Annotated in this window: 16 protein-coding genes; 9 read left to right on the top strand and 7 right to left on the bottom strand. The window is 40.9% G+C overall.

The features are described 5' to 3' along the window. Positions 1-54: 54 nt before the first annotated feature. Positions 55-2,352, bottom strand: a complete 2,298-nt coding sequence (locus RMB03_RS01510) for a TonB-dependent siderophore receptor (protein WP_311073337.1) — start codon at positions 2,350-2,352, stop codon at positions 55-57. Between the two features lie 414 nt (positions 2,353-2,766). On the opposite strand from RMB03_RS01510, the gene tig reads away from it, so the two are divergent. The 4 genes from tig to RMB03_RS01490 all read left to right on the top strand — a co-directional run bounded on the left by tig (position 2,767) and on the right by RMB03_RS01490 (position 7,188). Next, on the top strand, positions 2,767-4,101 hold the full coding sequence (tig, locus tag RMB03_RS01505; protein ID WP_311073335.1) for a trigger factor: 1,335 nt from the start codon (positions 2,767-2,769) through the stop codon (positions 4,099-4,101). A gap of 193 nt (positions 4,102-4,294) precedes the next feature. Beyond that, entirely contained in the window at positions 4,295-4,900 is a 606-nt protein-coding gene (gene clpP, locus RMB03_RS01500; protein WP_003654845.1) for an ATP-dependent Clp endopeptidase proteolytic subunit ClpP, read from the top strand. A gap of 105 nt (positions 4,901-5,005) precedes the next feature. Further along, on the top strand, positions 5,006-6,319 hold the full coding sequence (clpX, locus tag RMB03_RS01495) for an ATP-dependent Clp protease ATP-binding subunit ClpX (RefSeq protein ID WP_005036952.1): 1,314 nt from the start codon (positions 5,006-5,008) through the stop codon (positions 6,317-6,319). Positions 6,320-6,471: 152 nt separating this feature from the next. Then, the gene (locus tag RMB03_RS01490; protein WP_005036950.1) at positions 6,472-7,188 is read left to right on the top strand and encodes a DUF2846 domain-containing protein; all 717 of its coding nucleotides are present in this window, start codon (positions 6,472-6,474) and stop codon (positions 7,186-7,188) included. Between the two features lie 24 nt (positions 7,189-7,212). Here RMB03_RS01490 and RMB03_RS01485 read toward each other — a convergent pair whose 3' ends face one another. The 5 genes from RMB03_RS01485 to RMB03_RS01465 form a co-directional block, all read right to left on the bottom strand. Beyond that, positions 7,213-7,767 carry a DUF2059 domain-containing protein gene (locus tag RMB03_RS01485; RefSeq protein WP_003654848.1) on the bottom strand — a complete coding sequence of 185 codons (555 nt, stop codon included), beginning with the start codon at positions 7,765-7,767 and terminating at the stop codon, positions 7,213-7,215. 141 nt (positions 7,768-7,908) lie between these two features. Then, the gene (locus tag RMB03_RS01480; protein WP_004641080.1) at positions 7,909-9,435 is read right to left on the bottom strand and encodes a fumarate hydratase; all 1,527 of its coding nucleotides are present in this window, start codon (positions 9,433-9,435) and stop codon (positions 7,909-7,911) included. Between the two features lie 227 nt (positions 9,436-9,662). Further along, the gene (pta, locus tag RMB03_RS01475; protein WP_311073332.1) at positions 9,663-11,807 is read right to left on the bottom strand and encodes a phosphate acetyltransferase; all 2,145 of its coding nucleotides are present in this window, start codon (positions 11,805-11,807) and stop codon (positions 9,663-9,665) included. Between the two features lie 45 nt (positions 11,808-11,852). Next, complete coding sequence (locus RMB03_RS01470; protein WP_003654854.1) at positions 11,853-13,055, bottom strand: acetate/propionate family kinase; 1,203 nt, start codon at positions 13,053-13,055, stop codon at positions 11,853-11,855. Further along, positions 13,037-13,156 carry a hypothetical protein gene (locus tag RMB03_RS01465; RefSeq protein WP_080026271.1) on the bottom strand — a complete coding sequence of 40 codons (120 nt, stop codon included), beginning with the start codon at positions 13,154-13,156 and terminating at the stop codon, positions 13,037-13,039. The genes RMB03_RS01470 and RMB03_RS01465 overlap by 19 nt, the downstream gene beginning before the upstream one ends. A gap of 654 nt (positions 13,157-13,810) precedes the next feature. On the opposite strand from RMB03_RS01465, the gene edd reads away from it, so the two are divergent. From edd to RMB03_RS01440, 5 genes are all read left to right on the top strand, one after another. Then, positions 13,811-15,658 (top strand): phosphogluconate dehydratase, encoded by a 1,848-nt coding sequence (gene edd, locus RMB03_RS01460; RefSeq protein WP_311073329.1) that lies wholly within the window; start codon positions 13,811-13,813, stop codon positions 15,656-15,658. 29 nt (positions 15,659-15,687) lie between these two features. Continuing rightward, positions 15,688-16,317, top strand: a complete 630-nt coding sequence (gene eda, locus RMB03_RS01455; RefSeq protein ID WP_017388409.1) for a bifunctional 4-hydroxy-2-oxoglutarate aldolase/2-dehydro-3-deoxy-phosphogluconate aldolase — start codon at positions 15,688-15,690, stop codon at positions 16,315-16,317. Positions 16,318-16,502: 185 nt separating this feature from the next. Continuing rightward, entirely contained in the window at positions 16,503-17,861 is a 1,359-nt protein-coding gene (locus RMB03_RS01450; protein ID WP_056482915.1) for a gluconate:H+ symporter, read from the top strand. Positions 17,862-17,878: 17 nt separating this feature from the next. After that, a complete protein-coding gene (locus RMB03_RS01445) occupies positions 17,879-18,391 on the top strand; it encodes a gluconokinase (protein WP_005036944.1) in 513 nt (170 codons plus the stop codon). A gap of 162 nt (positions 18,392-18,553) precedes the next feature. Beyond that, a complete protein-coding gene (locus RMB03_RS01440; protein ID WP_311073326.1) occupies positions 18,554-20,182 on the top strand; it encodes an NADP-dependent glyceraldehyde-3-phosphate dehydrogenase in 1,629 nt (542 codons plus the stop codon). A gap of 122 nt (positions 20,183-20,304) precedes the next feature. Here the strand turns inward: RMB03_RS01440 and RMB03_RS01435 are convergent, their stop codons facing one another. Continuing rightward, positions 20,305-21,570: a glutamate-5-semialdehyde dehydrogenase gene (locus tag RMB03_RS01435; RefSeq protein ID WP_311073603.1), complete on the bottom strand. Its 1,266-nt coding sequence runs from the start codon at positions 21,568-21,570 to the stop codon at positions 20,305-20,307. Positions 21,571-21,644: the final 74 nt, after the last annotated feature.

Here is a 21,644-nt window from a genome sequence, read left to right as displayed (position 1 = left end):
GGCTATCTTATATGAACTTTAATTAATTCCATAAATAGATTATGGAATTTAAACTTAGTACTTAAAGTTAATTGCTAACACTGCGTTACGGCCATTACCTTCAAATGCATAGTGGGCTGCATGTGCACTCGTGAAATAGCGCTTATCAGAGATATTATTAATATTAAGCTGTAAATTTACGTTCTTGTTAACGTCGTATTTAGCCATCGCATTATAAATAGTATAGGTTGGCAAGTATTTTGGAGCAGTTGTGTTCACAAAAACTTGATCGCGGTATTCAACACCAGCACCTAAAGTCAATTGAGGCATCACTCTGTAAGTAGACCATAAAGTCGCGCTGTTTTTAGCTACGAATGGAAGAGGTTTACCTTCTTGAGCAACAGCATTGTATGCCGCTTCCGTGATTTCGCTATCTAAATAGCTATAACCTGTCGATACATCCCATTTGTCAGTAATCTTTCCGTTCAAGCTGATTTCAAATCCATCAACTTTACTTTTACCAGCGTTAGCAGTTGTTGTAGGGTCGATTTGGATACGTGTATTTTGCTTTTCAGTACGGAAGATCGCAGCAGTTAAGTTCGCACGATTATTAAACAGGTCCCATTTTGTTCCAAGTTCAAAAGTACGTGCTTCTTCAGGCTTAAGATTGTTAACAATATCTGTTGTACCTAGAGCGTTATCGCTACTATCGCCTTCAGCTAAAACACCGACTGGGTTTGCAGAGGTTGCATAACTTGCATAGATGCTACCAGCTTCAGTTGGCTTAAAGACTAAGCCAGCTTGATAAGTGAAGAAATCTGAATCACTTTCGTATTTTGTTCCCTTAGGAATGCTAATGGTAGAGTTATAAGCTCCGCCAGTTGTGCCGTACACATCTTTATTATATTTTTTTTCTGTTTCAAATTTATCCCAACGTACACCCAAATTTAAAAGCCATTGAGGATTAAATTCAATGCTATCTAAGGCATAAAGAGAAACAGTGTGGCTACGAGTTGTAGATTGTCCTTTAATTGTTCCCAGTTTGTCAGTGAATGCACCGTTCCCTGGATTATTCAAACTCGTGCACCACCCATTTGAAGCCGCCGCAGCTGAGTTACAGTTGCTAATATTATCTTGTAAAATTGTTGAAGTTGTTTGTCCTGCCGCATTGGTAAATGTATACATACCTTGGTCAGTTTCTTGGAGACTCCATTCAGTACCGACATTAAAAGAATGTTTTAATGAACCGGTATTAAATTTACCTCTCAAAGAAAGTTGATCACTATACGCATCAGTATCCAAGATACGACTTAAAGCACGGCGAGCGACTGTCCCTCTGTAAATGTTACCCTTCGAGTCATCAGCATTGGTGTAAACATAGTCAGATTTAGATTTGTTGTAAGTCGCTACATTTGACAAGGTAAGATTTTCATTAAAGTCATGTTCTAATTTAAACGTACCAATATGGTTTTCACGTTTATCAAAGTCACGAGCTTTCCAGCCATAGTAAGTACCTGCTTTTACACTAACAGGTTTACCATCCCCCTTTTCTGCACCAGCTGGTGCATAATCTGGAATGTTGGGATTGTTAAATGGAATACCCGCATCTGGTTCATCATTACTGCGTAAATAGTAGTAGCTAAGTGTTCCACGAGTTGCTGTATCTAGGCCAAATGCAAGGCTTGAGGCAATACCAGCACGAGCATATTCAGCTCCATTACTCTGACCAGCTTTTTCATTTTCATGGCCCATCACTACAACACGACCAGCAATTCCGTTACCAAAGTCTTCGTTGGCATCAAGTTGGATATGGCGATAGTTGTCAGTACCACCTTGAACACTACCTTGGTAAACGTCACCTTCATGGGCAACTTTAGGGATTAAGTTGATACTTCCACCAACGCTACCACCGCCACCAAGAGCAGAAGAAGAGCCCTTAATCACTTCAACTTGCTCAATAGCAAACATATCGCGGCTTTGTGACGTTGTATTGCGAACACCATCAACATAAATAGAAGACTGTCCGCTATAACCACGAATGTAAGGCATATCTGTAAATGGTGTACCACCTTCGCCAGCACCTAAAGTAATGCCTGGTTCATAGCGTAAAGCTTCGAGTAGGGTATTCGAGTTTGTATCTTTAATTAATTTTTGAGAAAGAATAGAGACCGATTTTGGCGTGTCTTTGAGGGGAGCCACGAATTTAGAGTTTGCAGACTGATCTACTTTTAAAGATTCTTCTTGAGTCGCTTGAGTATGAATCGTTGGTAATTGTGAAATTGCTTCTTGTGCCATGGCTGTTGTTGCAATCATTGATAGCGATGAAGCTATCGCAGAAGAAACAATTTTTTTACGTGTTCTAATCAAAGACATGACTTCAGGACTCTAAAACTAAAAGGTTATGCGAATAATAATAATTCTTATTTATATGTACAGTTTGTGTTAATTGGATTTGCCAATTGGATTGTGAAGATGAAGTGAATGATTGAATAGGTAATTGTACTTTTATGTAGCTAATCTACTGATTCTTAGTAATTGTTTGTAAAAACGATTAAAATTAGATTTTGATTGTAATTTTAGATTTATGAAGAATAACTAAAAAATTAGTTTTGCTTAAGGCTTTATGAAAAATATTTAAAGAATCATAAAATTACTGTGAAATTTACGAGAATAACGACCTTCATTTAAATGAAGTGGTCGGTTAATTTTGTATATCTTGAAAGTTGTCATATAATACAGCACTTTTAAAAAAACTGTTCCTACTCACTAATTTTTATCGAGGAAGCCATGCAAGTAACGACTGAAGCGGTTTCGGGCGTTGCCCGTCGTTTAAATGTTTCTGTACCGACGAGCCGTATTAACGAGCAATTTGAAGCTCGTTTGAAGCGCACTGCCAAAACTGTGAAGATCAACGGCTTCCGTCCAGGTAAAGTACCTGAAAACGTTGTTCGTCGCGAATACGGTGCGGGCATTTATCAAGAAGTTGTAAATGACATCATTCGTGATAGCGTTTTTGAAGCAATTCAACAAGAAAAAATCAATGCGGTAGGAATGCCGAACATTGATAAAGTTGAACATAAAGAAGATGCTTTAGTTTTTGAAGCGACTGTAGAAGTTTATCCAGAAGTTACAGTACAAGCATTTGACGGTTTAGAAGTTGAACGTAAAACAGCTGAAATTAAAGATGCTGACGTTGACGCTATGATCGAAAACTTGCAAAAACAACGTCAAACTTGGGCTGTTACCAAGGGCATGGCGAAAAAAGACATGCAAGTGACTTTTGATTTTGAAGGCACTATCGACGGTGAGAAGTTTGAAGGCGGTTCTGCTGAAGACTTTAAACTTGTGTTAGGTTCAGGTCGTATGATTCCTGGCTTCGAAGACGGCATCATTGGCATGAAAGCTGGCGAAGAGAAAGTAATCGATGTTACTTTCCCTGAAGACTACCAAGCTGAAAACTTGGCTGGTAAAGCAGCTCAGTTCAAAATCACTGTGAAGCAAGTTGAAAAATCAAAACTTCCAGAAATTGATGCTGAATTCTTGAAAATCTTCGGTGTAACTGAAGAAGAAGGCGTTGAGAAGTTAAAAGCTGACGTTCGCAAGAATATGGAACGTGAAGTTCGCAATGGTTTACGTAACCAAGTTAAACAAGCTGCTTTTGATGCACTTGTTGCTGCGAACGAAGTTGAAGTTCCAACTGCAATGGTTGCTCAAGAAATTGACCGTCAACGTCAACAAATGGTTCAACAGTTCACTCAACAGTTCGGTGGTGCAGGCGCGCAATCTTTTGACAAGAGCATGCTTCCTGACGAATTGTTCAAAGAGCAAGCAGAGCGTTCTGTTAAGCTTGGCGTATTAGTAAGCAAAGTTTTAGCTGACGCTAAACTTGAAGTTGATCAAAATCGCGTTGATGCTTACATTGACGATATGGCTTCTTCTTACGAAGATCCAACTGAAGTGATTGAATACTTCAAAAATGATGCTCAACAACGTGCTCAAATCGAAGCAGTTGTATTAGAAGATCAAGTTGTTGATCACATCTTAGCTGCTGCTAAAGTGACTGACAAAGCTGTATCTTACGATGATTTGTTAAAAGAACAACAAGCTCGCCGTATGGGCTAATTTTTTAAGAAGTCAGAAAAAGGCGCTTTAGGCGCCTTTTTTGTTTTTCACTATGTGGTTAATTTGAGTGCGACATTAAGTACTTAGGTATAAATAATATAATATTTCAGTGCGAACCTTTTGCAATTTGAGAAATTATCCCGCATATTGTTGCCATAGGTTAAGTCACAAAAAATTTAGGAATAAATAACGTATGTATGTTCCAACAATTGAAAATGCTTTAGTTCCTGTTGTGGTTGAACAATCTTCTCGCGGCGAACGTTCTTTTGATATTTATTCACGACTTTTACGTGAGCGCGTCATTTTCTTAACAGGTGAAGTTGAAGACAACATGGCAAATCTGATTGTTGCCCAAATGTTGTTTTTAGAAGCTGAAAACCCTGATAAAGATATCCACCTTTATATCAACTCTCCAGGTGGTTCTGTGACAGCGGGCATGGCTATTTATGACACGATGCAGTTTATTAAACCTGATGTCGTGACATATTGTATGGGTCAAGCTGCTTCAATGGGTGCATTCTTGTTAAATGCTGGTGCTAAAGGCAAACGCTATTGTTTAGAAAATGCCCGTGTCATGATCCATCAACCATTAGGTGGTTTCCGCGGTCAAGCATCGGATATTGAAATTCATGCGCGTGAAATTCTATTTATTAAAGAACGTTTAAACCGCTTAATGGCAGAGCACAGTGGTCAAGACTACGAAACCGTTGCTCGTGATACTGACCGTGATAACTTTATGACAGCGCAGTCTGCTAAAGAATATGGTTTGGTTGATCAGGTGTTAAGTAAGCGTCCATAAGGAGCTTCCTATATAAATAACTTGAGATGTTGAAAAAGATCTCCATTTAGTTATTTATGCAGTGCATCTTGCCCTAATATTTAAGATTCTATTTGTGGAGTGAATATGTCCGAACATCCTCAAGGACAAAAACATTGTTCATTTTGCGGTAAAACGCAGTCTGAAGTCGGGAAACTGATTGCAGGTGAGGACGCATATATTTGTAATGAATGTGTGGATGTCTGCTTAGACCTTGTACAAACCAGCCAACAGGTTGAAGCAGGGGACTGGGCGAGTAAGGCATTGCCAAAACCACATGAAATACGTGCTGCGCTTGATCAATATGTGATTGGTCAAGATCTTGCCAAAAAGACGTTATCTGTTGCGGTTTATAACCATTATAAACGCCTAAAAGTTGGTCATAATGGCCATGTGTCTAAAGAAGTAGAAATTGCTAAAAGTAACATTCTACTGATTGGACCTACAGGTTCGGGTAAAACGTTACTTGCGCAAACATTGGCTCGCCTTTTAGATGTTCCATTTGCAATGGCAGATGCAACGACATTAACCGAAGCTGGTTATGTGGGCGAAGATGTTGAAAATATTGTACAAAAGCTTTTGCAAAAAGCAGACTACGATGTAGAAAAAGCTCAAAAGGGCATTATCTATATTGACGAAATTGACAAGATTACTCGTAAATCTGAAAACCCGTCAATTACGCGTGATGTTTCTGGTGAAGGTGTACAACAAGCATTGTTAAAAATGATTGAAGGTACAGTGGCTTCTATTCCTCCGCAAGGTGGTCGTAAGCATCCGCAGCAAGAGTTTATCCAAATTGACACCTCGAATATCTTGTTTATTTGTGGTGGTGCATTTTCTGGTTTGGAAAAAATTGTACAGCAGCGTCAAGAGAAAGGCGGTATTGGTTTTACAGCTGATGTTAAAAACAAAGATGAAACCAAAAAACTTGCTGAATTGTTCCGTCAGGTTGAGCCAACCGACTTAGTGAAATTTGGTTTAATTCCAGAATTCATTGGTCGTTTACCAGTGATTGCTACACTTGAAGAGTTGGATGAAGAAGCATTAATGCAAATTTTGACTGAGCCAAAAAATGCATTAACTCGCCAGTATCAATATCTTTTCACTATGGAAAATGTTGATCTGATCTTTGAAGATTCTGCATTGCGTGCTATTGCGAAGAAAGCACTTGAACGCAATACGGGTGCGCGTGGTTTACGTTCTATTATGGAGAACGTACTGCTTGAAACCATGTACGATTTACCAAGTCGTACTGATGTTGGGACAGTCATTATTAATGAAGCAGTCATCAATGGTGAAGCAGAGCCTGTTTATCAGTCTGAACGCCAACCTAAAGAAGCTGTAACACATGAAAGTGTTGCAAAGGCCGATTTAAAGGTTATTGATTCGAAGTCTGCATAGATTTCATTCATCTAAAAAGCATGAATCGCGTGAGTGATTCATGCTTTTTTTGTTTTCAATTTATGTGCGTGGTGTTAATCTTAAAAATACAAAATACGCATAGTTTTGCGGTGTAAAAAATAAATCAAAAACAAAACGCTTTGAGGGATGCCATGCGTTATTTAATCGTATCTTTGTGCTGTGCCGGACTGTTTGTGGGCTGTCAGAGTTCATCTCATTTAGAAAAAAATACGGGTGAATTGACTGCAACCTTACCTAAAGTCGATGTTGAAAAAGAACCCGGACTATTAGACCAATATCACGTAGGTGGTTTTGCCGTGGGTGGTTGGGTTAATCAAAAATTGGGTCAGACATTTGTTCCGATCAAACCACAAAATGCACAAGCTGCTGTCGTTTACCTCTATCGACCAGATACGAAATGGAATCGTCAGGAAATCGCGGCGATTAACCTGTTTGTAAATGGCAAGCGAATTCCGAGCCTGCTACATAACCATTATTATTGGATTGAATTGCCAGCAGGGACTTATCGTCTTTCTGCGAGCCGCCCTTTATTGGGGATTCATTTTCAAGAGCCAAAATATATGGATATAACTGTTGAGGCTGGAACGTCTTATTATTTGAAATATGATGAAGAAAATAAAATGGACCGAGGTGAACACACTGGCCCATTTATGTTAATGCAAGATAATATTGGCCGTAGAGAAATTGCCTTTACCGAGTTGAAATCTTCAAGCTATAACTTTGTAGCAGAAGATGCTTCAGGCAAGATTAGACATAAGCCACAAGAATTAAAACCTGCAAAATATGATGAAAAATCAGATGTACATCTGATTAAGCCTTTTAAATTATGGAATCCTTTAACTTGGTAATGACCTGCAAAAGATAAAGAAAAGTTAAGACTTTTCTTTATCTTTCATCAGTGGAGCAATAATTTTAAGCATCTCTTCTTGCATATGATCCCTTGCTTTAGGGTCATTAAAGGTCTGTTGTCCTAACTCCATCATATATTCTGAAATTTGCCCCATAATCTGTACGTTTTTACGTGTAATCGATTGGCCTTCTGGGGTTTTTAAAAATTTAAGATTCGCTTGAATCTCTTCTTCAGAATATGTCTTTAAGTAAATATCTTGTAAGGCTTGTGCAGTTTTAGGATTGCTAATGAGTTGATTGCTTGAATCTTTCAATAGTAAACCAAGCTTTTTCGCAGCTTCTTTTTCTTTCGGACCTAAAGTTTTGATACCCGTGATATTACTAACGATCTGTTCTGCTTGTTGATCATAATAAGGCGTTAATTCATTAATTGATTCTTTAAGTAAGTAATCAATTTGGCTCATTTGCATGAGTTCTTTGACTGAACTTAATTTGGCAGGAGAAGCAAATAAGCTTGTCGTAATACAGCTTAGGCAGAGGCTAATTGAAAGATTTTTAAGAATAGGGCGAATAGTCATGAAATGACCTATATTCAATATATGGCGAGAGAGTGCATTTATTAATAGCACAGATTGAAGAAGCAATTGTTACAATTCTTTTCAGATTTTAAAATAAAAAAGAATGCATAAAAAAAGCACCGAATTCGGTGCTTTTCTTGATTAGCCTGCTGCAGCATCGACTACTGGAATTTTCCCAATTTTCGCTTGCCAGATTTTTGGAGCAATTGCATGAATTGAAGTACCGTTTACGTCAACCGCAACAGAAACAGGCATATCTTCAACTACGAATTTGTAGATTGCTTCCATACCTAAGTCTGCAAATGCAACAACTTCAGCTTCGCGAACAGCTTTAGATACAAGGTAAGCTGCACCGCCAACTGCCATTAAGTAAGTTGCTTTGTTGTCTTTGATTGCTTCAATCGCTGTAGGACCACGATCAGCCTTACCGATCATGCCAAACAAGCCAGTATGCTCAAGTACTTTACGTGTGAATTTATCCATACGTGTTGCAGTTGTAGGACCAGCAGGGCCAACAACTTCGTCACCCACTGGATCAACAGGGCCAACGTAGTAAATAAACTTACCTTTAAGATCAACTGGTAATTCTTCACCGTTGTCGATCATTTCAACCATACGTTTGTGAGCAGCATCACGACCTGTGTACATTGTTCCGCTAAGGAGTAATGTGTCACCTGGTTTCCAAGAATCCATTTCTGCTTGAGTAATGGTATCAAGGTTTACACGTTTAGATTTTGAAGAATCCCAAGTTACAGATGGGTAATCTTCAAGTTTTGGTGCCTGAATATGAGCTACACCTGAACCATCAAGCTGAAAGTGAGCATGACGAGTAGCAGCACAGTTAGGAATCATACCTACTGGTTTACCAGCAGCGTGACATGGGTAATCTTTAATTTTAATATCAAGAACAGTGGTTAAACCGCCAAGACCTTGTGCACCAATACCAAGTGCGTTTACTTTTTCAAAGATTTCGATACGAAGTTCTTCGATTTTGTTTTCTGGTCCACGGCGAAGTAATTCGTCCATGTTGATTTCTTCCATGAGCGCTTCTTTAGCAAGCATCATGGCTTTTTCAGCAGTACCACCAATACCAATACCGAGCATACCTGGAGGACACCAGCCTGCACCCATTGTTGGTACAGTTTTAAGTACCCAATCAACAATCGAGTCAGATGGGTTGAGCATCGCAAGTTTAGATTTGTTTTCTGAACCGCCACCTTTAGCAGCAACAGTAATATCTACTTTGTTACCCGGAACGAGTTTGTAGTGAATTACAGCAGGGGTATTATCTTTTGTGTTTTTGCGACCAAATGCAGGGTCAGCAAGTACAGATGCACGAAGAACGTTGCTATTTTCAAGGTAACCTTGGCGAACACCTTCATTTACTGCATCGTCTAAGCTCATTGTTAAATCAAATTTAACATCTAAACCCACTTCAAGGAAAACGTTAACAATACCAGTATCTTGGCAAATTGGACGATGACCTTCCGCACACATGCGAGAGTTAATTAAAATCTGTGCAATTGCATCCTTTGCAGCTTGGTTTTCTTCGCGATCATAAGCACGACTCATTGCTTGGATGAAGTCTTGCGGGTGATAGTACGAAATAAACTGTAGGGCGTCCTTGATTGATGTAATCAAGTCATCTTGTTTGATAATCGTTGTCATACCAAAAAATCTCTTGAGCGGGCTGTTAGCTAGCGGGCTAAATTATATGACAAAAAGATAGTTTTGTGGGAGATTGGTTGATCTTTTGACCGAAAGTCGCATAAGACTATATAGGGTGCATTTAAACGTCAGAGATAGGAAATTATTTATTTTGAAACGATTAAAATAAAAAAAGCCATTTGAGCGGACATCAAATGGCGAGAGGTAGAAGCGGATAAAATTATTAATTATTTAGCAGCAGCTTGCTGTTCAGCCTGAATTGCCGTTAATGCAATGGTAAACACGATGTCATCTACCAATGCTCCGCGAGACAAGTCATTTACTGGTTTGTTTAGGCCTTGCAACATTGGTCCAACGCTCACAACATTCGCAGCACGTTGTACTGCTTTGTAGGTGGTGTTACCCGTATTTAAGTCAGGGAAAATAAATACATTGGCACGACCTGCAACGCGCGACTCTGGTGCTTTTTGGCGTCCAACACTTTCAACTGAAGCAGCATCGTATTGAAGTGGACCATCAATAAGTAAATCAGGGCGACGTTGCTGAGCAATTTGAGTTGCTTGTTGTACCTTCTCAACATCTGCACCTGTTCCAGAAGTACCGGTTGAGTAGCTGATCATGGCAATACGAGGGTCAATTCCAAAAGCTTTAGCCGAGTCAGCAGACTGAATCGCAATTTCAGCCAGTTGTTCGGCTGTAGGGTCTGGGTTAATTGCACAGTCACCATATACATAAACTTCATCTGGTAAAAGCATAAAGAAGATAGATGAAACTAGTGAATATTCAGGGGCTGTTTTGATGAGCTGGAATGCAGGGCGGACCGTATTTGCTGTGGTGTGTACTGCGCCAGAAACTAGGCCATCTACTTCGTCTAAAGCTAACATCATCGTACCGAGTACTACGGTGTCTTGAAGTTGTTCCTTTGCCTGAAGCTCGTTGAGTTTACCTTTACGCAGCTCGACCATTGGCGCTACATATTGGTCGCGAATGCTATCTGGATCGACAATTGCTAATCCGGCTGGTAATTCAATACCACGGGCTTTTGCAACATCCTGAACAGCCTCTGGTTTTGCCAGTAAAATACAGTCAGTAATGCCACGTGCCTGACAAATTGCCGCAGCTTGAATGGTGCGTGGCTCATCGCCTTCAGGCAGTACAATTCGTTTTTTCGCTGCAATCGATTTTTGCACCAGTTCGTGACGGAAAGCCGATGGCGACAGACGAGGGGTAGCTGCATTGTTACTGTGCTGCTTGAGCCATTCGACATCAATATGACTTGAAACAAAACGAGTCACTTGTTCTGCACGTTCAGTATCATCGACGGGAATTTCATTACCAAAATCAGATAAACGCTGAGCAGTTTCTAATGTATTGAGACGTGTATGTAAAATTGGTAAGCCTTGCTTGATCGCACTTTGGCAAAACTCTAAAAGCTCAGGAGCTGGTGCTTCACGTTCAGTAAGAACCAAACCAGCGAGTGGAATACCATTACTGGTCGCCAAACTACTTGCAAGTAAAACGTCGGTACGCTCAGACGCACTAATAATTAGTTCGCCTGCAATGAATTTGTTTAGTTCATATTCAATGCTTGACGCAATTAAACTTGAATGCAAAATACGGCGTGTTTTAGCTTCACCTTGATGTACCCATTGCCCATCAATCACATTCGCAATATCTAGGGTTCTCGGTACGCTCAGCGTATTACTAAATGGAACTAAACCAATAATTGGTAAATCGCTAGAGCCAAAATAACGATTATATTTTTGCAGTTCGGTCGTAAATTTTGCGATGTCTTCGGTTGGTCGTAATGATGGATCAAACGCAACAGGAATTTGTGCTGTTTCTTCGGTTAATCCACGGGTACGCATAAAGAGTACACCCGCAGTACGATTTGACGCTGCACCGCCAAACTGACGTAAATGAGCATCTACTTTTTCTGCGGCTTTTTTCGGATTTTGAATATCTGCTGTACTGACCAATACGACTTCTGCATCAAGTGCTTGTGCAAGACTTGCGTTGAGTTCACTTGCGAAGTGGTCTTGTCCGTTTGGTAATAAACCTTCCACAATAATGACATCATGGTCTGCTGCCACACTGCGATGTAGGCTTACAGCCTCTTCAAGTAATTCATCCACTTCCCCAGCGGCAATAAGCTGAGTTAATTTTTCATGCGAAATAGATTGAACGGTTTTACCTTGAAATAAGTGACCAAATAAAGAAGTTGTTCGATCAAGATGCTCTTGGTCTTCTTGAGAAAATGGTTTTAAAAAGCCTGCTTTAATCCCGTTACAATCAAGTGCGTAAATCATGCCTAGGCAGGCAGAGGTTAAACCAACCCCTTCACCTGTAGGAATCAATAAAATTGTATTCATATAAACCTATAAATAAATGAATATCGAGTTTTCGCTAAGATTTGATTAAGCAAGGCTCGCTACAGATGCTGTAGTTCCTGCCGCTTCAACAACTTGACGGGTTTCTTTGGCAATACGGCCTTCTTCGTCTGTTGGAATGACCCAAATTTGTGGACCTGTTCCATTATCGATTCGGCCTTCAGTGCCACGTTTTAAGTTGTTGTTTTGATCTTTGTCGAGCTGCAAACCAAAATGAGGTAAATACGCTAAAGTTTTTTCACGAATATATGCCGAGTTTTCACCAATACCACCTGTGAAAATGAGGCCGTCTAAAGTTGGTAAACCACAGCTTAACGCAGCAAGTGATTTTGCAAGGCGATAACTAAACACTTCAATTGCAAGGCAAGCATCTTCATTGCCAATTTCTGCTGCTTCAATCACGGTACGCATGTCATTAGACAATTGCGACAAGCCAAGTAATCCACTTTCGTTATTTAAAACCTTATCAATTTTAGCCAAATCCCAACCAAGATTTTTAGCAAGGAAACTATGTAAGCTTGGGTCAACGTCACCACTACGAGTTCCCATCACCACACCTTCAAGTGGAGTAAGGCCCATAGAGGTATCAACACTTTGTCCGTTCCATACCGCGCAAGTTGAACTACCATTTCCTAGGTGCGCTGTTAACCAACCACCTTTTTTCAGATTGCCTGCAAGTTCACTTGCTCGGTCAGACACATAGGCATGGCTTGTACCATGGAAGCCATAACGACGGACGTTATGTTCGGTATATAAGAACTTAGGAATTGCATAACGGTAGGCATGCGGTGGCATGGTTTGATGAAATGCGGTGTCGAATACTGCAACTTGAGGCAATTCAGGAAATAGGCGTACGGTTGCGTCAATACCGATTAAATGTGCTGGGTTGTGAAGCGGAGCCAAAGGTGTTGCAGCGCGAATACGTTCAATAATTTCAGGAGTGAGTAATTCTGCTTTGGTTAAACTACCGCCGTGTACAACACGATGTCCGATTGCTTGCGGTTTGTAGTTAGCAAGACGTGCAAGTAAAGTTTCTAAAGCTTTGGCATGGTCAGCATAAGGAATTGAAAGTTCCAGTGGTTCACCACCAACTGTCACTCCCTTAATACGAGCATCGGCTGCCCCCAAGTTTTCTGCTAAACCGTAAATACGATCTTCACGACGTTCTGAAACTAGCGCGTATTTAATAGATGAAGAGCCGCAATTGATAACTAATACTGATGTAGCCACGTTGAAATACCCACGTCCTGATTTAAAATAGTTTTCCTAACTTCCTGTTCAAAATGTATTATTTTCAGATACAGGTTGAACGGGTTGTCATGTTTTAACATGTGTTGTTTTTCTGTCCAAGATAGACTTTAGCCCATTAGACTTAAGCACTATCGACCATCAAATTATTTGTAACTAATATTTGTTCAGTATAAAGCTTAATCACTGTATTCCTTGTTTTTTTATAAGGATGCAAACGAGTTTTTTGTATACATTTATGAAAAATAAGCTTGAATCAAATTTTATTTTAAATGGTGGGTATTGATTCTTTATTAAGAGGGCAGAAGTCTCTTTAATTAAATTTGAAAAATATATTACAAATAATATACGTAATTGAAATTAAGAATTAATAGTAGGAATGAGAATTATAAAGAATAAAACATAGGCTTATTAGAACTAAAAAATAGTATGAAAAGCTTATTATCTAGATATTGTTCAATGTGTTTCATAATATTGATATTACAATAATTTTACCATAATTTCTGAAGTGCGGTTTAAGCATAAATAATCGAGTTTTTAAATAGATTTTTGGTCTAAAACCTAAGCTTGCTATACCTTTAAGGTCTATGATGAGGTCATTAAAGCAGCATTGCCTAGGGTTGCATGTCGCTTTTCGCCTGAATAATATTATTCATCCTTTTTCAAATGATCAGAAAAATATATCATTTGGTTTATTTTTATTTTCCGGCTTATCCGGTTGTACAGGAGCGTCCTGCATGGACTTGCCGAATCCCATACTGGCAAAAGTTACCGAGCGCGTAATTGCGCGTAGTCAAAAAACTCGTTCTGCATATTTACAACGTATTGAACATGCACAAGGCAAATTTCCTGCTCGTGGTGCACTCTCATGTGCCAATCTGGCTCATGGTTTTGCCAGCATGGAAGATAATGAAAAATTAATTATTAAAGTAGGCCGTGAGCCAAATATTGGCATTGTATCTTCATATAACGAAATGCTCTCGGCACATGCACCCTATAAAACATTTCCAGATCTAATTAAAACAGCCGCTCGTGAAAATGGTGGTGTAGCGCAATTTGCTGGCGGTGTGCCAGCGATGTGTGACGGTATTACTCAAGGTAATGCTGGCATGGAACTATCATTGTTCTCTCGTGAAACCATTGCGATGAGCACAGCGATTGCATTGTCTCATAACATGTTTGATGCAGCATTATGTCTGGGTGTTTGCGACAAGATTGTGCCAGGGTTGTTAATTGGTGCTTTGCAGTTTGGTTATTTACCTACCATTTTTGTGCCTGCGGGCCCAATGACAAGTGGGTTATCTAATGACGATAAAGCCAAAATCCGTCAGCAATTCGCAACAGGTGAAGTTGGGCGCGATGCTTTGCTTGAAGCTGAATCAGCAGCCTATCACGGACAAGGTACTTGTACATTTTATGGTACAGCCAACAGTAATCAAATGTTGATGGAAGTGATGGGTTTACACCTTCCAAGTGCTGCATTTGTTCATCCTCACACACCATTACGTGATGCCCTCACCGCAGAAGCTACGATTCGTGTACTTGATTTAACCGTTGAGCGCGGAAACTACACGCCGATTGGTCATGTCGTTGATGAAAAAGCAATTATAAACGGTATTGTGGCGTTATTAGCCACAGGTGGATCGACTAACCATACTTTGCATCTTATTGCGATTGCCCGTGCTGCTGGCATCTTGATTGACTGGGATGACTTTGATGAATTGTCGGCTGTTGTTCCATTGTTAGCCAAAATTTATCCAAATGGTAAGGCCGATGTGAACCATTTTCAGGCTGCGGGTGGGGTTGCTTTCCTCATTCGTAATTTGCTTGAAGCTGGTTTGTTGCATAACGATGTGACTACCGTTGCAGGTAAGGGTTTATACCATTACACCAAAGAACCAAAACTGATCGACGGTAAGCTCACTTGGGTTGATGGCGTGGTTAAAAGCCTTGACGACAAAGTTTTGCGTAGTTTCGATGAGCCGTTTCAACCAGATGGTGGTTTGCGTTTAATGCAAGGTCGTCTTGGCCGTGGCGTCATCAAGATCTCTGCCGTTGCTCCAGAACATCGTAAAGTTAAAGCACCTGCAATCGTGTTTGATTCTCAAGAAGCAGTGCAGGCTGCATTTGATCGTGGTGAGTTACATCGTGATTTCATTGCTGTTGTTCGCTTCCAAGGCGCGCGTGCGAATGGTATGCCAGAGCTACATCGTTTAACCCCTGTATTAGGTGTTTTACAAGATCAAGGTTTCCATGTGGCATTAGTAACCGATGGCCGTATGTCTGGTGCTTCAGGTAAAGTTCCAGCAGTGATTCATTTATCTCCAGAGGCTTTGCTGAACGGTCCGATTGCTAAAGTGCAAACGGGAGATATGTTGGTGATTGATGCTGAAGCTGGTGTACTCGATATTGAGTTAGATGAAGCTGTTTGGCAGTCACGCCCTGTTGCACAACCTGAACATCAGGCAGAAAACGAAGTCGGTTTTGGCCGTGAATTATTTGGTGTTTTCCGTGCCGCTGCTGCACCAGCTGAGCATGGTGCTTCTGTGTTTGGTGCATTGGTTGGTGAAATCGTTCAACCTTAGACTTTAATAATAATAGGAATAGAAAAGTAATGATTAAGATTGAAGATGTCGTTCAATTAGGACCAGTGATTCCGGTACTGGCATTTGAGTCTGCCGAGCAAGGTGAACATGTATCACGCGCGCTGCACACTGGTGGCGTGAAAGTATTGGAAATTACGTTACGTACTGCGGCAGGACTGGCTGCTATTGAGCGTGCGAGCCAGTTGGCAGATGACATTGTGGTCGGTGTAGGTACGATTACTAAGCCAGAACATTGTGCTCAAGCCAAAAAAGCTGGTGCTCAATTTGGTGTGTCACCAGGTTTGACTAAAGATTTACATTTGGCTGCGCAAGATGCAGGTTTGCCTTTATTGCCGGGTGTAATGACGCCAAGTGACCTGATTCAGGCAATTGAATTAGGTTATGAAATTGTGAAGTTCTTTCCAGCCCAGCAAGCGGGTGGAGTCGAGATGCTAAAAGCATTTTATGGTCCATTTCCTAACCTACGTTTTTGCCCTACAGGTGGCATTACTGTAGAGACAGCACCAGATTTCTTGAAGCAACCGAATGTGGTGTGTGTTGGTGGTTCGTGGTTAACACCGAAAGCGGCAGTTGCTTCACAAGATTGGGCGGAAATTACTCGCTTGGCACAATTGGCTAGTCAGTTGAGAACATTGTAAATGTAATCAATATTTATAAAAAATGAAGCGCGTTTGATGTGCTTTAGAGCTTATGTCGATATGACCAGTAGTGATGCTGGTCATACCTAAATATAAAAAATTAGTGTCTCAACAGTAGGAATTATCCTGGTTGAAGACCTTTATTTGGGCTTAGCCTAGATAGTTACTCCAAGGAGAAATGTCACATGGAGACGGTTCAGGGTGGCATGTTGCTTATCTATACTGTAATCGCGATTATTGCTTTAGTTGTCATGATCGCGAAGTTCAGAATTTATCCATTTCTAGTTCTTATTATTGTTTCACTCGGTTTAGCCTTAGCTGTTGGCATGCCAATGGGCGATATTGTTAAATCCTACGAAGCTGGTACTGGTAAAACCTTGGGTCACCTTGCGATTGTAATCGCACTCGGAACGATGCTCGGTAAAATGATGGCCGAGTCGGGTGGTGCAGAGCGAATAGCAATTACTTTAATTAAATGGTTCGGTGAGAAAAATATTCACTGGGCCATGATGTTTATTGCCCTTATTGTGGGGCTGCCCGTATTTTTCGAAGTGGGCTTCGTACTCCTTATTCCAATTGCTTTTAACATTGCTAAAAGAACGGGCAAGTCGTTATTGGTCGTAGGTTTGCCTATGGTTGCAGGGTTGTCCGTTGTGCATGGTTTGATTCCACCACATCCGGCAGCGTTGTTGGCAGTACAGGCATATCACGCTGATATTGGTAAAACAATTGCCTACAGTTTGTTAGTGGGCGTACCAACGGCGATTGTTGCAGGGCCGTTGTATGCATTATGGATCAACAAATATGTCAAATTGCCTGAGAACAATCCATTGTTTAAGCAATTTGTTGAGGTAGATAAGAAAGAAACTCGTGAGCTACCAAGCTTTGGAATTACCTTATTTACGATTATGTTGCCTGTCGTATTAATGTTAATCGGAAGTTGGGCTGATCTTTTCTTTGCACCACAAACTTTCGCAAATGATTTACTACGTTTCATTGGTACTTCTGATATCGCATTGCTTATTGCCGTACTGGTCAGCTTTATTACCTTTGGTACGATGCAGGGCTTTAACCGTGAACAGATCGAAAAATTCTGTGGCGGTTGTTTAGCTTCTATTGCCGGAATTATGTTGATTGTCGGTGCTGGTGGTGGTTTTGGCGGTATTTTGCGTGACAGTGGTATTTCTAATGAGATCGTTTCTACAGCCTTGAAGGCAAATTTGTCACCTTTATTGTTGGGCTGGTTAGTTGCGGCATTGATTCGTTTAGCAACAGGATCGGCAACAGTCGCTATGGCTACTGCTTGTAGTATTGTCGCTCCGATTGCTGCTACAGCTGGTGTTACCGTTAGACCGGAACTTTTAGTACTTGCAACAGGTTCAGGTTCATTAGTTTTCTCTCATGTAAATGATGCAGGATTTTGGTTAATCAAAGAATATTTTGGTATGACAGTAGGGCAGACACTCAAAACTTGGTCAGTATTAGAAACCATTATTTCGGTGTTGGGTTTGTCTTTCACGCTACTTCTTAGCACTATTTTATAATTAGAGGTAAGTAATCCATGATTGTGATTGCAATGGGTGTCTGTGGAACAGGCAAAACACTGATTGGTGAGTTACTGTCGGAGCATTTGGCTTGTGAGTTTCTCGATGGAGATACACTGCATTCGACTGCAAATAAAAGCAAGATGAGTCAGGGTATTCCTTTAACTGATGAAGATCGCATGCCTTGGTTACACGCGATTCGTAAAGCTATTGAAGAGAAACAGCAGGCGGGTGAGACCGCAGTGTTTACTTGTTCTTCATTAAAGCGAGTCTACCGAGATATTTTACGCGGCCATGACCAGAATGTGCAGTTTGTATATTTAAAAGGGTCATATGAGTTGTTAAAACAGCGTCTTGCTGAGCGAGCGGGTCATTTTTTCGACCCTTCGTTATTGCAGACTCAGCTTGATACTTTAGAAGAACCTGATGTTCATGAGGCAATTACGATTGATATCGCATTGACACCTGAACAAATAGTTGTGCAGGTCATGCAAAAATTAGGGGTAACTGACAGCGTGTGTAGGGGGTAACCTCATTTATAAACATTGCAAAGTCTTGATTGATTTGTGGTGCGGCTCAAGCAAAGTGAATACCAGTAATGGTACTGGTATTCACAGGAACAAGGTCTGATCATAGCGGGCTAGGTTCGAATATATAAATACATAAATATATCAAACTTGGAGATAAGAAGAATGAGTCATTCAAATAATTTGCAGCAGAAATTTCCCATCGTAGATAGTATTCCTGAGAGCGTGCGTCTACCATCCCAGATTCATCAGCGTGTCTCATTAGTAGATGGTGAGCTGAAGTTATGGGCTGGTGTAACCAAGAAAACATTGTCCCCAATCTGGACTCAGCAACCTGATGGTAGTTTGCAGCAAGTTGAGCTTGGCAGTTATCCAATCATGGGTGAGAAGGAAAGCGACGAAGCACTAGAAGCAGCAGTACGGGCCTACAACAATGGTCGTGGTGAATGGCCAATGATGAAAGTTGGTGAGCGCATTGCCTGTATGCAGAATTTTATTCAGCGTATGGTGGAGCGGCGAGACCTGATTGTTAAACTGATCATGTGGGAAATTGGCAAGAGCTTAGCTGACTCTGAGAAAGAGTTTGACCGTACTGTCACCTACATGCGTCAAACCATTGATGCCCTGAAAGACTTAGACAATGCTAACTCCCGCTTTGTGATTGCTGAAGGTACCATTGGTCAAATCCGTCGTACCCCGTTGGGCGTAGTGTTATGTATGGGGCCATATAACTATCCGCTGAATGAAACCTTTGCTACCCTGATTCCGGCTATGCTAATGGGTAATACCATCGTCTTCAAACCACCTCAATTTGGTACCTTGTTGTTTGAACCATTGCTGGAAGCATTCCGTGAATCATTCCCGAAAGGTGTGATCAATACCATCTATGCGCCAGGCTCACTGGTGGTGCCGCATCTGTTGGCATCTGGAAAAATCAACGTATTGGCGCTGATTGGTTCTAGCAAAGTGGCCGATTACTTGAAAAAGCAACATCCTAAATCTCACCGTCTGCGTGCGATTTTGGGGCTAGACGCGAAAAATGCAGCCATTATTCTGCCGGATGCCGACTTGGATCTGACAGTGAAAGAGTGTCTGCTGGGTGCATTGTCATTCAATGGTCAGCGTTGTACTGCGCTCAAAATGCTGATGGTACATCGCTCGATAGCCGATGAATTTGTTAACCGCTTAACGGCTGAACTGGCCAAGCTGAAAGTGGGTATGCCGTGGGAAAAAGGTGTGTTTATTACTCCTTTGCCAGGCATGCACCGTACGGCTTACATGACAGAAGTCATTGAAGATGCCGTGGCTAAAGGGGCAAAAGTGGTTAATGTAGAAGGTGGTGAATTCTGCAAAACTATGTTCTATCCAGCCGTAGTTTATCCAGTGACTGAAGGGATGAGACTGTATCGTGAAGAACAGTTTGGTCCAGTGGTACCAGTCTCTGTTTATGATGACATTGAAACTGTGCTGGAATATGTCACTACTTCTGATCATGGTCAGCAGGTGAGTATTTTTGGTAGCGACCCTGAGCAAATTGGCCATTTGGTTGATCCGCTGGTCAATCAGGTTTGCCGTGTAAACATTAATTGTCAGTGCCAACGTGGACCAGATGTGTTTCCATTCGGTGGTCGTAAAGATTCTGCGGAAGGTACACTGTCTGTGCATGATGCGCTGCGTGCATTCTCTATCCGTTCTATGATTGCTGCTAAACAGACTGATGACAGCAAAGGCATGCTGGCCTCTATGGTGTCTGAGCACTATTCTAAATTTGTGAATACCGACTTTATTTTCTAAGTAGTATGTAGTTAAAAAAACCAGCCATCGGGCTGGTTTTTTTTGATTGTAAAATTTGAATAATAAAATAAACAAAAACGCCTGATTAATATCAGGCGTTTTTGTTTGGAATAGTAGATCGATTATTGACGAATCTGACCGTCACCTAACACAATCCATTTTTGAGAAGTTAAACCTTCTAAACCAACTGGACCACGTGCATGGATTTTATCTGTAGAGATACCAATTTCTGCACCTAAGCCATATTCAAAACCATCAGCAAAACGAGTCGAAGCATTGACAACTACTGAACTTGAATCTACACGAGCCAAGAATTGACGCGCCAAACTATAATTTTCGGTCACAATCGCATCGGTGTGATGTGAACCATATTTGTTGATATGCTCAATTGCTTCGTCTAAACCACTAACAACTTTAATTGCAAGAATTGGCCCTAAATATTCGGTATACCAATCTTCTTCCGTTGCAGCTTTAACAGATGGGCCTAAAATTCGGCGTGTTTCTGGGCAGCCACGTAGTTCAACTTGCTTTTCTGCATAAAGTTCGGCAATGCGTGGTAAGAAAACGTCTGCAATTTTTTCATCAATAAGCAGAGTTTCCATCGCATTACAAACACCATAGCGATGAGTTTTTGCATTCAATGTAATAGGTAAGGCTTTGTGAAGGTCTGCTTGCGCTTCGACAAATACATGACAGTTACCATCAAGATGCTTAATAACAGGAATACGTGCTTCATTCGTCACACGCTCAATTAAGCTTTTACCACCACGTGGAACAATGACATCCACATATTCAGCCATAGTAATAAGGTGGCCGACTGCCGCACGATCAGGCGTATCAATTACTTGTACTGAATGTTCAGGTAAGCCTGCTACTTTTAAGCCATGCTTAATTGCTTCTGCAATTGCTTTATTTGACTCAAGTGCTTCTGAACCACCACGCAAAATAATGGCATTGCCCGATTTGATGGCTAAAGATGCTGCTTCTAGCGTGACATTTGGGCGCGATTCGTAAATCATCCCAACGACCCCTAGAGGTACACGCATTTTGCCAATTTGAATACCTGTTGGGCGGTATGCAAGATCAGTAATTTCCCCAATAGGATCGACAAGCGCGATCACATCTTTTAAACCTTGCAACATTCCTTTAAAACGTGCGGGCGTAAGTTCAAGACGATCAAGCAATGCGCTATCGAGCTGATTGCTACGACCTTTATCCATGTCCACTTGATTCGCTGCCAAGATTGCTGCCTGATTATTTTCCAAAGCAGTATAAATAGCAGAGAGTGCATGATTTTTAAGCGAGGTAGAAGCACTTGTTAAGACGCGTGAGGCGTCACGTGCTTGTTGCCCGACTTTTTGCATATATTGTTCAATTGAATCTTGCATAGCCGTTTTTAATCGTTTACCAATGACTACGATAGTAGCAGTCAAATGCGGAACAATGAATGGCTTTTTTTGAA

It is taken from the genome of Acinetobacter sp. V91_7 (genome assembly GCF_031799075.1).
Lineage (GTDB): Bacteria > Pseudomonadota > Gammaproteobacteria > Pseudomonadales > Moraxellaceae > Acinetobacter > Acinetobacter calcoaceticus.
This window is presented reverse-complemented; position numbering and strand designations above follow the sequence as displayed.

Bases quoted from the DNA above. Each gene is read 5' to 3' on its own strand.
- RMB03_RS01510 (WP_311073337.1), bottom strand. From the start codon at position 2,352: ATGTCTTTGATTAGAACACGTAAAAAAATTGTTTCTTCTGCGATAGCT.
- tig (WP_311073335.1), top strand. From the start codon at position 2,767: ATGCAAGTAACGACTGAAGCGGTTTCGGGCGTTGCCCGTCGTTTAAAT.
- clpP (WP_003654845.1), top strand. From the start codon at position 4,295: ATGTATGTTCCAACAATTGAAAATGCTTTAGTTCCTGTTGTGGTTGAA.
- clpX (WP_005036952.1), top strand. From the start codon at position 5,006: ATGTCCGAACATCCTCAAGGACAAAAACATTGTTCATTTTGCGGTAAA.
- RMB03_RS01490 (WP_005036950.1), top strand. From the start codon at position 6,472: ATGCGTTATTTAATCGTATCTTTGTGCTGTGCCGGACTGTTTGTGGGC.
- RMB03_RS01485 (WP_003654848.1), bottom strand. From the start codon at position 7,767: ATGACTATTCGCCCTATTCTTAAAAATCTTTCAATTAGCCTCTGCCTA.
- RMB03_RS01480 (WP_004641080.1), bottom strand. From the start codon at position 9,435: ATGACAACGATTATCAAACAAGATGACTTGATTACATCAATCAAGGAC.
- pta (WP_311073332.1), bottom strand. From the start codon at position 11,807: ATGAATACAATTTTATTGATTCCTACAGGTGAAGGGGTTGGTTTAACC.
- RMB03_RS01465 (WP_080026271.1), bottom strand. From the start codon at position 13,156: ATGTTAAAACATGACAACCCGTTCAACCTGTATCTGAAAATAATACAT.
- edd (WP_311073329.1), top strand. From the start codon at position 13,811: ATGGACTTGCCGAATCCCATACTGGCAAAAGTTACCGAGCGCGTAATT.
- eda (WP_017388409.1), top strand. From the start codon at position 15,688: ATGATTAAGATTGAAGATGTCGTTCAATTAGGACCAGTGATTCCGGTA.
- RMB03_RS01450 (WP_056482915.1), top strand. From the start codon at position 16,503: ATGGAGACGGTTCAGGGTGGCATGTTGCTTATCTATACTGTAATCGCG.
- RMB03_RS01445 (WP_005036944.1), top strand. From the start codon at position 17,879: ATGATTGTGATTGCAATGGGTGTCTGTGGAACAGGCAAAACACTGATT.
- RMB03_RS01440 (WP_311073326.1), top strand. From the start codon at position 18,554: ATGAGTCATTCAAATAATTTGCAGCAGAAATTTCCCATCGTAGATAGT.
- RMB03_RS01435 (WP_311073603.1), bottom strand. From the start codon at position 21,570: ATGCAAGATTCAATTGAACAATATATGCAAAAAGTCGGGCAACAAGCA.